Raw genomic sequence first — 13,780 nt, forward strand, 5'->3', positions numbered from 1 at the left:
ATTGTTTTGTAATTTTAGGTGAGTTGTTCTTAAGTGCTAATGAGCATTTTTGTCACAAAAGTGTCATTTTATAATGCTTTCTTAAATTATAAATTTTAAATTGAATATTTTTTATCAGTAAATTTTAAAAATTTTAAGAATTTCTAAAGCTAAATTAAATAGAATGTTTGTTTTTATTGAATTTAGAAAGGAATTAAATGAGACATTTCTTAACACTAACTGACTTTACTAAAGATGAGATTTTAGAAATCCTTACTTTAGCAAAGCAGATTAAAGAAGAGACAAAAAGAAGAGAATTTAAAGATTATATGCCTAAAAAAGTTTTAGCTATGATTTTTGAAAAAAGTTCGACAAGAACAAGAGTCTCTTTCGAAACTGGTATTTATCAGTTAGGTGGAATTGGGCTATTTCTTTCATCAAATGACATTCAATTAGGTCGAGGTGAGCCTATGAGTGACACTTCAAGAGTTATTTCAAGAATGGCTGATATGGTGATGATTAGAACTTTTGAACAAAGTAAAATTGAAGAATTTGCAAAATACTCAAAAGTTCCAGTAATAAATGGTCTAACAAATGAATACCATCCAGTACAACTTATGGCTGATTATATGACTATTCAAGAAGCAGGACTTGAAAAAGATTTAGTTGTTGCTTATGTAGGTGATGGAAATAATATGGCTCACTCTTGGCTAAATCTAGCAGCAAAACTTGGATTTGAACTTAGAATTGCAACTCCAAAAGGTTATGAAGTAGATAAAAATATCTTAAATAATGCTCTTGAAATGGCAAAAATAAGTGGTGCAAAAATCATCATAGGAAATGACCCAAAAACTGCTATAAAAGATTCAACTGTTGTTACAACTGATACTTGGGTTTCAATGGGACAAGAAGATGAAAAAGAGAAAAGAGTAAAAGATTTCGCTGGATATATGGTGGATGCTGATATGATGAAATTAGCTCAAGATAAAGCTATTTTCTTACATTGTTTACCTGCTTATAGAGGTTATGAAGTTAGTGAAGAAGTTATAGAAAGTTCACAAAGCCTTATTTTTGAAGAGGCTGAAAATAGACTTCATGCTCAAAAAGGTGTTATGGTTTGGTTAGATAGAAAAAGAGATGAAAAATAGATGATAGATTTTGCGAAATTTGTAAAATACTCAAAACCAGGTCCTAGATATACTTCATATCCAACTGCTCCTGAGTTTAGTGAAGCTTTTACACAAGATGATTTAAAAGAATTTTATAAAAATCAAAGTGATGATAGACCATTATCACTTTATATTCACATGCCTTTTTGTAGAAGTGCGTGTTATTTCTGTGGTTGTAATACTATTTTTACTTCAAAAGAAGATAAAAAAACTAGATATATTGAGTATTTGAAAAAAGAGTTAAATATTCTAAAAAATCATCTAAATACTAAAAGAGTTGTAACTCAAATGCACTTTGGAGGAGGAACTCCAACATTTTTCTCTCCTTCTCAACTTGAAGTTGTAATAACTGCAATAAAAGAGATTTTCCCAAACTTTAGTCCTGATGCAGAGATTTCTTGTGAAGTAGATCCAAGATATTTTACAGTTGAACATATGAATGTTTTAAAAGCTGGTGGCTGTAATCGTCTAAGTTTTGGAGTTCAAGATTTAGATGAAGAAGTACAAAAAACTATTCATAGAATTCAACCTTTTGAATTAACTCAAAATGTTATCAAAATAGCTCGTGAAGCTGGTATTCACTCGATTAATACTGACCTAATCTATGGTTTACCATATCAAACAAGAGAAAGTTTTAAAAAAACGTTAGAGCAGATGATTACACTAAATACGGATAGATTTGCAGTATTTAATTATGCTCATGTTCCTTGGCTTATGAAAACTATGAGAAAATTTGATGAAACAACATTCCCAAAACCTGAAGTTAAACTAGAGATGTTAAAAGATACAATAGATTTCTTTACATCAAATGGTTATAAAATGGTCGGAATGGACCACTTTGCTAAACCTGAAGATGAACTATTTAAAGCTATAGAAAAAGGTGAACTTCATAGAAATTTCCAAGGATATACTACTAAAGGTGGAGCTGATTTAATAGGAATTGGGCTAACTTCTATTGGAAATGGTGTTGATTATTATGCACAAAACTTTAAAGAGTTAGAACCTTGGGAAAATGCTATTGATAATGGAGATTTACCTGTATATAAAGGTTATAGATTAAGTGATGATGATATGCTTAGACAGTTTGTCATAATGGAACTTATGAGTAATTTTTCTTTAAATATAAAAAGAGTTGAAGAAGAGTTCAAAATAAACTTTAAAGAGTATTTTGATGATGCAATAAAAGCTTTAAAAGAGTTTGAAGATGCGCAACTTTTAAAAATAACTGATAATAAAATTGAAGTTTCTCAAACAGGTTCTATGCTTATAAGAAATATTTGTATGCCATTTGATGCATATCTAAACAAAATCCCTGAAGAGAGAAGAAGATTCTCGAAAACTATTTAATATTTCCAAGCTAAAGCTTGGAAGTCTTTTTAATTTTTCATTCCATTACCAGCCATATTCGTCTCCCTTTAATACTTTCTTTTCTATTAAAATATCTTTTATTTTCTCTATATTTTCTTCTTTTGTAAGAAATAAATCAACTCCAAAACAAAATAATCTTTTAAAAAAATTATGTTTTTTATTTTTAAAAATAAAAGACTTAATTACAAGACCTCTTTTAGCAATTACTACTTTTAGGTTTTTATATTTAATTTTATTAAAATAAATTTTTCCAAATACTTTCCACTCTTTAATAACACAATGATTTCTAAAAATTACTCTTTTAAAAAACCAAATATCAAGAAGTTTATATATAAAAACAATAACAAATAACAAGCCGATTAAAAATGACATAATTTGTTTAGTAAAAAATATCAAATAAAGTCCTAAAAATATTGCAAAAATACAAATTAATATTCCAACAACTAATCCTTCCGAACTTAGCTTTAATTCTAATTTAATATTCTTATCATTCATTTATAACTCTTTAATTCGCTGTTTTCTTCCAATAAACAGATATAAAATAGCACCAAAGATAGGAAAACAAAGTATTACAATAATCCAAATAATTTTGTTATATCCCGTAAATTCATGTTTTAAAATATCAATAATAATAAAAATATATAAAATAAAACAAAAAATCACAAATATGATAAGACTTAAAGACAGAAAAATAGTAAAAAAACTCATCTAAACTCCTATTTAAAACTATTTATATAACTATTCATAGAAGAAAAATCTACATTTTCATCTATTTTTATAGATAAGTCCATCAAATATAGATTTTCTAAATTAAACTCTTTTAATTTAACCATATCTTTTCCTGTTGTTAAAATAGCATAATCTTTATATTCATTTTGAATATCTAAAATCTCTTCTTTTGTAAAATTATGATGGTCAGGAAAACTTATCATTTTTATATTTTTAGGTAAAAATTCTAAAAGTCTTTTTGGTTTTGAAATAGCTGTTAATAAAATAGTATAAGAAGGAAGTTCTTTTATATTTTCATCTTTTTTTATTGTAATTACTCTTTTGAAATCTTTTCCTTCTTGTAAAACAATATTTGCTTTTTTATAAAAACTTTTAGGCTCTCTATATCCCCCACTTGGTAAACAAAAGTTATTTGTAGGTTCATTTTTTGGTTTTAAAAGAATATCAAACTTTGAAATACTATATTTTGAAAATCCATCATCTAAAAATATAATTTTACTTCCTAATTCTTTTGCTTTTAAGATAGCTTCTATTCGATTTTCACTTACTATTATCGTAGCTTTTTTTAAACTTTTTGCTAAAAGCATAGCTTCATCACCACTTACAGTTACATCAACTTTTATATCACCATTTAAAGAGACTATTTGTAAACCTTTTGAACTTCTTCCATATCCTCTTAAAATCACACAAGCATTTTCATATTTACTAGCTAATTCAATAGTTATTGGAGTTTTTCCACTTCCTCCAACAATTATATTTCCAATAGAAATAATTGGAATATCAAAATCTATTTTTTTAGCTTTAAATCTTTTTGTAAAAATTATAATCAGATAAATAAGAGTTAAAGGAAGAAGTAAAAAAGAGATGATTTTTTGAAAAAATTTGGGAAAGAAGAGATATTCTTCAATCCATAAATGTATTTTTTGTTTCAAGGATTTTTATATCCAATCTTTTGCAACTTCTATAACTTGGTCACAAACATAGTTTATATCATCATCTGTAAGTCCTGCATAAATAGGAAGAGATAATATTTGTTGATAGTTATTTAAAGCATTTGGAAATGCTGTAATTTTCATAGAGTATTTATTTTTATAATAAGACAAAAGATGCAAAGGAATATAGTTAAGTCCAGTTGCAACTCCTCTTTCTTTTAAAGCTCTTGCAAAAGCATCTCTATTTCTTGATATTTTTATAATAAATTGCGTAAAAATATGCTCATCTTTATGAGGTAAAATCGTGATATGTTTTACATTTGATAATCTTCGTTCATAAAGTTTTGCTATCTCTTTTCTTCTTTTTATAAAACCATCAGTTTTATTAAGTTGTGCAACTGCATAAGCAGCATCAAGTTCAGATAAATCAAACTTATGTCCAATATCAACAACATCATAAATATAATCCAAGTTTCCATAACTATCATATGTAGTAGTTATTGCGTGAGATCTTAAAAGTTTTGCTCTTTTTGCAATATCTTCATTGTTTGTTACAATAACTCCTGAACGACTAATTGCATATTTTGATGGAGAAGGATTTGTTGAGAATATAGTCATATCAGCTCTTAAATTCCCAACTCTTTGTCCTTTGTAAGTACTTCCTAAAGCAGCTCTACAATCTTCTATTAAAATAATTCCATATTTTTTTGCAATATCATAAATTCTATCTAAATCAGGAGCTTGACCACCAATAAAAGTGATTATTGCACCTCTTAGTTTTTTAGAATCATTGTTTGCTAAAGCTTCTTCAAATTTATCAATATCAATATTCATATCTTCCATATTTATATCAATAAAAATAGGTTCAGCATCAAAGTGTCTTACAACCTCAGGAAGATTTATAAAAGAGTTAACTGACATTAGTATTTTATCACCTCTTTTAAGTTTAATTGAACTAAGAGCAAGATGGATAGCAGCAGTTGAAGTTGAAGTTGCAATAGCATATTTTGCACCTATATATTTTGTCATTTTTTCTTCAAATTCTAAAACTTTTGATAAGTCATTTTTTGACTCTAAAACTGATCTTATTTGATTTAACTCTTCGTTATCTAAAGTTGCTTTATATATCGCTATGTTTTTCATAAATATTCCCCTAGTTTTGCTATCGTTGGAAGTTTCCCTTTAAAGGCATTTGCTTTCATTCTATTATTTATTTTATCTATAAAACTAGCTTCAAAACCAAGCTTTAATAATTCATCTTTTGATTTTTTATCATCAACCATAAGTTTTAATAAATCATCTATTTCTTTATAAGTGTGTCCTAGTTCATCTTCATCGCTTTGACCTTCCCATAAATCAGCACTTGGAGCTTTTGTCAAAATCGATTCTGGAACACCTAAAAGTTTAGCAAATTCAAATTCATCACTCTTATAAATTTCACCTATTGGATTTATTGCACATGCAATATCTCCAAAAATAGTTCCATATCCTAAAAGCAATTCACTTTTATTTGAAGTTCCTACAACTAATGATTTTTCTTTAAAAGAGATATCATATAAAACAGACATTCTCATTCTTGCACTAAAGTTACCAATTCTAAGTTTATCATTATCCATATTTTTTAAAAAGGCACTAACCATTGGTTCTATAGAAACAATATCATATCTTATGTCAAATTTCTCACAAACTTCAATGGCGTGTTCAATTGAACTTTGTGATGAAAATTGTGATGGCATCAAAACACAATTTAAATTTTTTCCGAAAGCTTCTTTACACAAAATAGCCACAACAGCAGAATCCAAACCACCAGATAAACCAACAGTTACTTTTTCAAAACCTGCTTTTGAAACTTCATCTTTTAAAAAACTTATTAAATATTGCTTAATTTTTTTCCAATCTTTCATTTTTAAACCTTTTCTTAAGAATTTTGATTATAACTCATTTTTTTTTGTTTTTAGATAAATTTCATCCAAATAATCATTACTTATCTTATTTATTTCTCTTTTTTTAGACTCTAATTTATCTTTAATATTAAGAAGTTCTTCTTCTTCAAAATAGTCTAAGTATTTTGGATTTATTTCGACAATTTCATCTTGATTTATCTTTAATAACTCTTTTATCTCTTCTATTAATTGCTTTTTCATTTTTACCTTAACTAAATTTTTTTAAAATATCTTCTAAATAAAGTTCCATTTTTTCTACACCAATATCACTCTCTTCATTTTTACAAGAACCACAGCAACTTCCTGCATCTGTAATATCTTCTAAATCTTGTAATCTTTTTGCACCTTTTTCTTTAATTGCATAGATAATTTCACCTAAAGTTACTTGTTTACAGGTACAAACTACATAAGAGTGAGGAAAACTTTTAGACACTTATATTCCTCTACTTTTTTTTATAATTTCATAAGCTTCATTTATTTCTTGAAGTTTTTTTGTAGCTTCATCTATAATACTTTGAGAAGCTCCTTGCCCTGAAATGATATCTGGATGGTGTTTTTTTACCAAATTTCTATAATTTTTCTTTAAAGTCGCATCATCATCAGTAGAATTTGATTCTAAAATCTCATACGATTTTTCTAATGTTAGAGTTTTTTCATTCTCTTTATTTTTATAGAAATTTTCAAAATTTGAAATAAGTCTAAAATAGTCATTTTCTTCGATTTTTAAAGCTTGAGCTATATCTTCAGTTATCTCTTGTTCTGCTTTTGAAAAATCTGCATCAATAAATGCAAGATTTAACAAATATTCCATATATTTCAATCTTTTATTATAATCATGTTTTGTTAAAAGATACAATCTATCACAAATAACTACCAAATTTTCAAATACTTCTTTTTCTTGTTCATATAAATTTTTAAGGTTTTCTCTTACTTCTTGTGAATTTTGAAAATGACTTGATATATCTGTAAAAGTGTGTTTTAAAATCTCTGCTTCAAGTTCCCCTATTTTACCATCTGCTTTTGCTACTTTTGCTAAAAGAGCTACCAAAAGTCCAGCTTCGTGATTTAATAAATCTCCACTAAAAATCTCTTTTTGTTTTAAATTTATATTTTTAAATTCTTCTGTTTTATAGTTTTTCCCTATAAAAAATAAAATCACTATAACAACAGCTAAAACTACTAATTCCATATATTACCTCAAAATTATTCTTTTAATTTTGGTTGATTTTATCAAAAGTTAGGTAAAACATTGTAAAAGCCAAAAAAAGGTAATCAATTTTATTATATTGACAAACTAAATATATTTTATTATAATTCTCCCAACTTAAAGACAAAAGAAACTTAAATCAGTCTGACTAACTGATTATTTCGCAGAAAGGGAAAAGGTGTAAAAACCTCTTCCCTTTTTTTTTGCGGGTAGTGTAGCAATTTTAAGGGTGGGAGCGAAATCATAAGGAGTTTCGTTTGTCTCATAAGTTAGTAGTATTAATTTTAATATGCTTAATATTCGCTATTAAGTTATATTAATAAAAGGGGGAATTAGTCACTCCCCTGATACTACTTCAAATAAAACATTATAAAAACTAAAAAATATATATTAAAATCAACTCTATTTATTTAAATACAAACACTTTTTCTATTTTATTTTTTCTTGCAAACTTTATAAGTTTTTCATAAACGAATATAAAATCATTAGAACTTATAGATTTATCATCATTTATACGAAAGCATCTTAAATTAATAAACAAATCAATAACTTGAACTTATTCTTCTTATCATTTTTCTTTATTATCCGTAATAATAAAACTTTCTAATTCAAATTCTATTTGACATTTTATATTCATTATTTTTTTGGTTAAAAAATTAATTTTCTTATATTTGCAAAACATTTATAAAATTCATAATATATATTAAAAATTTATTAAACATTAATTATTTAATACATAATATTTGTAAATAATTACTAAAAGTAACAATATGGATTGACAACACAATAAAATATTGCTAAAATTTCACTGTTATAATAAATTGGTTGATTAAATTGATTTATTCCAAAAATAAGGTGAGTCAACTTCTGGCAAAGTTAACTCAAAAAATTGAATTATATTAAGTCCAATTGAGGTTAAAATATTAAGATAAAATATTTTAATTATTACTTAATATGATTTTTATTTTCAGTGGAAAAAAAATGATAAAAGTAACAACTAAATTTAGTAATTCTTTTACAAAATTACAAAAAAACATAGAAGAACTTTCTAAGAAAGCTGTTTCTTTTAATGAATTATTTACAACGGATTTTCTAAATAAATGTAGTTCATTCAACAACATTGATGATTTAATCTCAAATAGTCCATTTAATATTAGAACTAAAGAAGATTTTCTTAATATTATTTCTAATGAAGAATGGGATAGTTACATAAAATCTGTAACGATATTTAATTCTTGGAAAGATATGCAATTAGCTGCATCTAATTCTTTTGTAAAAAATAAATTAGCTCTCTAATTTTGTGAAAAAAGATTTGTTATATTTTACATTTCTTTTTTTCACTTTTTTTATGTTAAATGATAAATATATCTAACTAGATTTTCATTAAGAAAATCTAATTTTTTTATAATTTCTTCTTTGTGTTATTTTTCATATTTAACTTTTCAGTTAAATCTTTAATAGATATATTTAGTGATAAAATTTGTTACAAGTCAATCAAAAAGGCTTAATTTTTATTTGGGTTGGAATTAGGTAGAATCTCTCCCTTAATAATATATTGGAGACAAAGATGTTTGGCATGGGTATAACTGAAATATTACTTATTGCAATAGTTGCTATTATTGCTTTAGGACCTGAAAAATTGCCTGATGCAATGGTACAAATAGCAAAATTTATTAACAAATTTAAAAATGGTCTTGCAGAAGCAAAAAATACTTTGGATAATGAATTAAATATTGCAGAATTAAAAAATGAAGCAAATAAATTTAAAGCTCAAATTGAAGATACAAAAACATCTTTAAAAGCTGAAACAAAAGTTGATTTAGGGTTAAATGAGATATTAAATGATGATTTTGAAACTCCTAAAAAAGAAGCCAAAGAGATTAAAGTAGAAAATATTTCATTAAAAAATGAGGATAAAGCTTAATGTTTGAAGATTTAAAACCGCATATTGCTGATTTAAGAAAAAGACTTGTAGTATCTTGCATTGCTATTGTTGTGATGTTTTTTGTATGTTTTACTTTTTATGAACCAATTTTGGATTGGATGATGGTTCCTGTTAAGAATGCTCTTCCAACAGGTTCAAATATGATTGCTGTTTCTATAGAAGAAACATTTTTTACAGCGATGAAAGTTGCTTTTTTTGCTGGATTTATAGCTTCGCTTCCAGTTATATTTTGGCAATTATGGTTATTTTTAGCTCCAGGGCTTTATGACCATGAGAAAAAACTTGTAATTCCTTTTGTATTTTTCGCTACTTTGATGTTTTTATTAGGTGCAAGTTTTGCTTATTATGTAGTTGTTCCTGTAGGATTTGGCTTTTTAATCGCTTTTGGTTCTACTGTTGTTACAGTATTACCTAGTATTGGAACTTATGTTGGATTTTTTACAAAAATTATGATTGGATTTGGAATAGCTTTTGAATTACCAGTTATCACGTTTTTCCTTGCAAAAATAGGAATAGTTGATGATAGAATGTTAAAAGACTTCTTTAGATATGCAATTGTACTTATCTTTATAGTTGCAGCAGTTTTAACTCCACCAGATGTTATAAGTCAAGTATTGATGGCTGCACCATTAGTACTACTTTATGGAATATCAATTTATATAGCAAAAGTATTTAATCCTGCTTCAAAAGATGAAGAAGAAGACGATGAGGAAGAATAAATCTTGTTAGATCCATTAAAGACTTCAAGTTATGACTATAATCTTCCTAAAAATCAAATAGCTACCTATCCTGTAACACCAGCAGATAGTGCGAAGCTTTTAATTTTTAATAGAAGTACTAATACTATTATTCATTCAACTTTTAAAGATATTTTAGAGTTTTTACCTAATGATTTATCAATATTCTTAAATGATACAAAAGTTATAAAAGCTAGAATTTTTGGTGTAAAAGATAGTGGTGGTCAAATAGAACTATTACTAAATAAACCTCTATTTATGGATAGATATTTAGTTATGATTAGAGGAAAAGTAAGAGTTGGAACTAAACTTCTTTTTGATGAAAATCTAAGTGCTATTGTAGAAGAAGTAGATGAAGATGGAAGTAGAATTGTAGAGTTTTTTCAAGATGAAAAAAAACTAGATTTTCTTTCTTTGGTTGAAATACTAAATAAAATTGGGCATCTTCCTTTACCTCCTTACATGAATAGAGAAGATGAAAAACAAGATGAACAAAACTATCAAACTTTGTTTGCAAAAAATTATGGAGCAGTTGCAGCTCCAACTGCATCACTTCATTTTACACCTGAATTATTAAAAAATTTAGAAGAAAAATATGGATTAAACTATCTTACACTTCATGTAGGAGCAGGAACTTTTAAACCTGTTGATGTAGAAGATATCTTATCTCATCCAATGCATAGTGAATATTTTGAAATAGGAATTGATGCTAAAAAAAACTTAGATAAAGCAAATAAAGTTTTAGCAGTAGGAACAACAGTTACTAGAACAATCGAGTATTATGCAAGAACAAATAAGATTCAAGGTGAATGTGATTTATTTTTAAATCCAGCAAATAAACCTATAAAAGTTGATTATTTACTTACGAATTTTCATTTGCCAAAATCAACTTTGATTATGTTGGTTGCTTCTTTTATTGGATTAGAAAAAACTTTAGAAATATATGAAACTGCTATAAAAGAGAATTATAGATTCTACTCTTATGGTGATGGAATGTTAATAATATAAAGGATAATAATTGGCTTATTATGTACTATTTGATACAGAAACAACAGGAGCTGCTCAAGAAGATAGAGTTATTCAATTTGGCGCTATGATTGTTGATAATAAAGGAAAAGTTGAAGCTTTTGATGAGTTATGTTCAGCTCCTATTCCCATAAAACTTGAAGCAATGGAAGTTCATAATATAACTCCTGATTTATTAGAAAATAAACCAAAAGCAGTTGAAACAAACTTCTATAAAAGATTAGAAGAGTTAAATAGTGATGAAAACTATTTAATAGCTCATAATATAAATTTTGATTTAGATATGATAAAAAAAGAAGGCTTTGAAAACAGCTATAAATTAATAGATACTTTAAGATGTGCAAAACATCTATTTAGTGATTTACCTTATCATCGACTTCAATACTTAAGATATGCACTAGATTTATATAAATTTGAAGAGAATGAAGCTTCTAAATATGGTATAACTATAAAAGCTCATGATGCAATCGGTGATGTACTTGTGATGAAACTATTTTTATCAAAACTTGTAGGAAAATGTAGAGAAGTTTATCCAAGTTTAAATCCTATGGAAAAACTTGTAGAATTAACTACTACTCCTGTATTTATAAATACTTTTAAATTTGGAAAATACAAAGGACAAAATATAGAAGAAGTTGCAAAAATAGATGCAAACTATCTAAACTGGATGAGAACTTCTATGAATGATTTAGATGAAGATATGAAATTTACTTTGGATAAGGTTTTGGGAAATTAGTTGATGATATTTAGAATTCTTTTCTTAATAATATTTAGCTTTTTATTTGCAAATAGCAATGAATTTACTAAAGATGATGCAGATATTGAAAAACTTATAAAAGCTTTTCAGGAAAATGATATAGAATATATCTCTAACAGAGCAATAGCTTATCCATTTAAAAGAGAATACCCTATTCCTAGTATAAAAAACCAAGAAGAGTTTAAAAAAAGATTTTATGAAGTTTTTGATGAGAAGTTAATTGAAAAGATTAAAAACTCAAAAATAGAAGATTGGGAAGTAATGGGTTATAGAGGTATTATGTTAAACAGTGGGGGTATGTGGTTAAATAGTTATGGTTATATAATAGGTATAAATTATGAAACCAAATTTGAAGAAAAACTAAGAGAAGATTTAATAAAAAAAGAGAAAGAGCAACTACATTCTTCATTAAAAATTCCTTTTTATCCTGTATATAAGATGAAAACAAAAAATTTTTTAATTAGAATAGATAAAGTAAAAGATTCATATAGATATAGTTCTTGGAAAATAGGTAAAAGTGAATCTTCAAAACCAGATTTAGTTCTAATAAATGGAGAAGTAGATGATTATAGACCCCGCAGCAAAAATCAATTTTTTACTTTTAAGAACAAAAATTATACATATAAGATTGATATAGTTGATGAAGGAGAAAATGATATGATTGGAGAATGGCTAGAAGTTCAGAAAGATAATAAAACTATTCTTCTTGAAAAAGGTGAACTTTTAAATCCATAAATACATATAAATATTAAATCCTATCATCAAAATATTTAGCAATGTAAAAGCTTTTTTACTCCAAATTGATAAAAATGAAACAAAAAGATATAAAATATAAAAATAAAGTGGTGTAAAAACTTCATAAACATAGATTTTATGTTCTATAAATATTTTTAAATATTCATCAAAATAACCTGAAAATCCAAAAATATGAGCAAAAATCTCTGCTGGATAAAAAAAGTTAAAAAATATCGTAATTGGTATAGAATAAAACTGTTCATAAGAAGTTTGAGGAAAATAGTAGTGAACTATTGGATTAAATATCAAAAACATCCAAATATTAAAAAAGATAAATAAAAGCCATTTATTATAATTTTTAAAATATTGTATAAACAAGTAAATATAAAAAACTGCAAAAATTGAAAACCAAAATCCAATAGAAAAAATGTATTTAGGATAAAAAGCAATTACAATCAAAAAAGTATAAAACAAAGTCATATATGAAAGAATTTTTATATTACTTCTAAGTAAATAAATACCTAAACAAAACATCACAAAAGCTCTTAAAAGCGATGGTACAATATCCGTTAAGATAAGATAATAAAACAAAATAGCAATAGTTATAAGTAAAATATCAAGCTTTCTATTTCGATAAGGGAAATATCTATCTTGAAAAAATTTATAAGGAAAATATAAAAGCCAATAAATTACAAAAGATAAAACAACTAAGTGAAAACCTGAAAGTGCTACAACATGAGCTATTCCATAAGCTGTAATTACATCTCTTAACTCTTTTGAAACAGGAACGGCTAGAAATAAAGCATTAAAAAGTTCAATTATTTTTTCATCTTTATGATTATTTTCTATATTTTTTATGATTTTATCTTTAAAAGTTTGTTCTTTTTGTAATTCATCAAAGTAGATAGTTTTTGTATAAAAACCTTTTAAATAATCTATAAAATCAATATTTCTCGAAACTATTAAAATATTTAATAAATCAAATTTTTTTATTTCTTCATTTTTAGGTATATTTGTGAAAAACTCAAAATTTGAACTTTTTAGTTTTAAAATATCTTTATCATCTTTTTCATAAATATTTAAAACTTCAACTTTTGTTTCAAAAACTTCTTCATCAATAAATTCTAAATATTTACTATATTCAAGAAGAATATTGATTAAAAGAGCAAAAAATAAGATAAATATTGTTACAATTTGTTTACTTTTAATAATTTTTATGAACATGAGAATTATTATACTTTAAAAAGGAGATT

General features: G+C 25.6%; 17 protein-coding genes. 8 read left to right on the plus strand and 9 right to left on the minus strand.

Features of this window, described 5'->3' with window-relative positions:
• The first annotated feature begins 197 nt into the window (after window positions 1–197).
• Both argF and hemN read left to right on the plus strand, forming a co-directional pair.
• Window positions 198–1,127, plus strand: coding sequence for an ornithine carbamoyltransferase (gene argF / locus CKV87_RS06210; RefSeq protein WP_004509435.1), 930 nt, complete (start codon window positions 198–200; stop codon window positions 1,125–1,127).
• Window positions 1,128–2,495 carry an oxygen-independent coproporphyrinogen III oxidase gene (hemN, locus tag CKV87_RS06215; protein WP_012012923.1) on the plus strand — a complete coding sequence of 456 codons (1,368 nt, stop codon included), beginning with the start codon at window positions 1,128–1,130 and terminating at the stop codon, window positions 2,493–2,495.
• Between the two features lie 45 nt (window positions 2,496–2,540).
• On the opposite strand, the gene CKV87_RS06220 is transcribed toward hemN, so the two are convergent.
• Genes CKV87_RS06220 through CKV87_RS06255 form a run of 8 tightly spaced genes read right to left on the minus strand, consistent with a single transcriptional unit; the run spans window position 2,541 to window position 7,309 of the window.
• Window positions 2,541–3,011 (minus strand): hypothetical protein, encoded by a 471-nt coding sequence (locus CKV87_RS06220; protein ID WP_012012924.1) that lies wholly within the window; start codon window positions 3,009–3,011, stop codon window positions 2,541–2,543.
• A complete protein-coding gene (locus tag CKV87_RS06225) occupies window positions 3,012–3,224 on the minus strand; it encodes a PLDc N-terminal domain-containing protein (RefSeq protein WP_012012925.1) in 213 nt (70 codons plus the stop codon).
• Window positions 3,225–3,232: 8 nt separating this feature from the next.
• A complete protein-coding gene (locus CKV87_RS06230; RefSeq protein ID WP_012012926.1) occupies window positions 3,233–4,177 on the minus strand; it encodes a tetraacyldisaccharide 4'-kinase in 945 nt (314 codons plus the stop codon).
• A 6-nt stretch (window positions 4,178–4,183) separates the two neighbouring features.
• Complete coding sequence (locus CKV87_RS06235) at window positions 4,184–5,320, minus strand: DegT/DnrJ/EryC1/StrS family aminotransferase (RefSeq protein ID WP_012012927.1); 1,137 nt, start codon at window positions 5,318–5,320, stop codon at window positions 4,184–4,186.
• Window positions 5,317–6,081 (minus strand): NAD+ synthase, encoded by a 765-nt coding sequence (locus CKV87_RS06240; protein WP_004509441.1) that lies wholly within the window; start codon window positions 6,079–6,081, stop codon window positions 5,317–5,319. The genes CKV87_RS06235 and CKV87_RS06240 overlap by 4 nt, the downstream gene beginning before the upstream one ends.
• Before the next feature lie 27 nt (window positions 6,082–6,108).
• A complete protein-coding gene (locus CKV87_RS06245) occupies window positions 6,109–6,321 on the minus strand; it encodes a hypothetical protein (RefSeq protein WP_012012928.1) in 213 nt (70 codons plus the stop codon).
• A gap of 7 nt (window positions 6,322–6,328) precedes the next feature.
• Window positions 6,329–6,553, minus strand: a complete 225-nt coding sequence (locus CKV87_RS06250) for a (2Fe-2S)-binding protein (RefSeq protein WP_012012929.1) — start codon at window positions 6,551–6,553, stop codon at window positions 6,329–6,331.
• Window positions 6,554–7,309, minus strand: coding sequence for a molecular chaperone DjiA (locus tag CKV87_RS06255; RefSeq protein ID WP_012012930.1), 756 nt, complete (start codon window positions 7,307–7,309; stop codon window positions 6,554–6,556).
• Window positions 7,310–8,308: 999 nt separating this feature from the next.
• Here CKV87_RS06255 and CKV87_RS06260 point away from each other — a divergent pair.
• The 6 genes from CKV87_RS06260 to CKV87_RS06285 all read left to right on the plus strand — a co-directional run bounded on the left by CKV87_RS06260 (window position 8,309) and on the right by CKV87_RS06285 (window position 12,527).
• Entirely contained in the window at window positions 8,309–8,623 is a 315-nt protein-coding gene (locus CKV87_RS06260; RefSeq protein WP_012012931.1) for a hypothetical protein, read from the plus strand.
• Window positions 8,624–8,894: 271 nt separating this feature from the next.
• Entirely contained in the window at window positions 8,895–9,251 is a 357-nt protein-coding gene (tatB, locus tag CKV87_RS06265; protein WP_004509445.1) for a Sec-independent protein translocase protein TatB, read from the plus strand.
• Complete coding sequence (tatC, locus tag CKV87_RS06270; RefSeq protein ID WP_012012932.1) at window positions 9,251–9,991, plus strand: twin-arginine translocase subunit TatC; 741 nt, start codon at window positions 9,251–9,253, stop codon at window positions 9,989–9,991. Before tatB ends, tatC begins: the two co-directional genes overlap by 1 nt.
• A gap of 3 nt (window positions 9,992–9,994) precedes the next feature.
• Window positions 9,995–11,017 carry a tRNA preQ1(34) S-adenosylmethionine ribosyltransferase-isomerase QueA gene (gene queA / locus CKV87_RS06275; RefSeq protein ID WP_012012933.1) on the plus strand — a complete coding sequence of 341 codons (1,023 nt, stop codon included), beginning with the start codon at window positions 9,995–9,997 and terminating at the stop codon, window positions 11,015–11,017.
• Window positions 11,018–11,027: 10 nt separating this feature from the next.
• The gene (locus CKV87_RS06280; RefSeq protein WP_012012934.1) at window positions 11,028–11,771 is read left to right on the plus strand and encodes a 3'-5' exonuclease; all 744 of its coding nucleotides are present in this window, start codon (window positions 11,028–11,030) and stop codon (window positions 11,769–11,771) included.
• 3 nt (window positions 11,772–11,774) lie between these two features.
• Window positions 11,775–12,527 (plus strand): hypothetical protein, encoded by a 753-nt coding sequence (locus tag CKV87_RS06285; RefSeq protein WP_041645063.1) that lies wholly within the window; start codon window positions 11,775–11,777, stop codon window positions 12,525–12,527.
• On the opposite strand, the gene CKV87_RS06290 is transcribed toward CKV87_RS06285, so the two are convergent.
• Entirely contained in the window at window positions 12,516–13,751 is a 1,236-nt protein-coding gene (locus CKV87_RS06290; protein ID WP_012012936.1) for a ComEC/Rec2 family competence protein, read from the minus strand. The two genes, CKV87_RS06285 and CKV87_RS06290, sit on opposite strands and share 12 nt — an antisense overlap.
• Window positions 13,752–13,780: the final 29 nt, after the last annotated feature.

The organism is Aliarcobacter butzleri, assembly GCF_900187115.1.
Classification (GTDB): domain Bacteria; phylum Campylobacterota; class Campylobacteria; order Campylobacterales; family Arcobacteraceae; genus Aliarcobacter; species Aliarcobacter butzleri.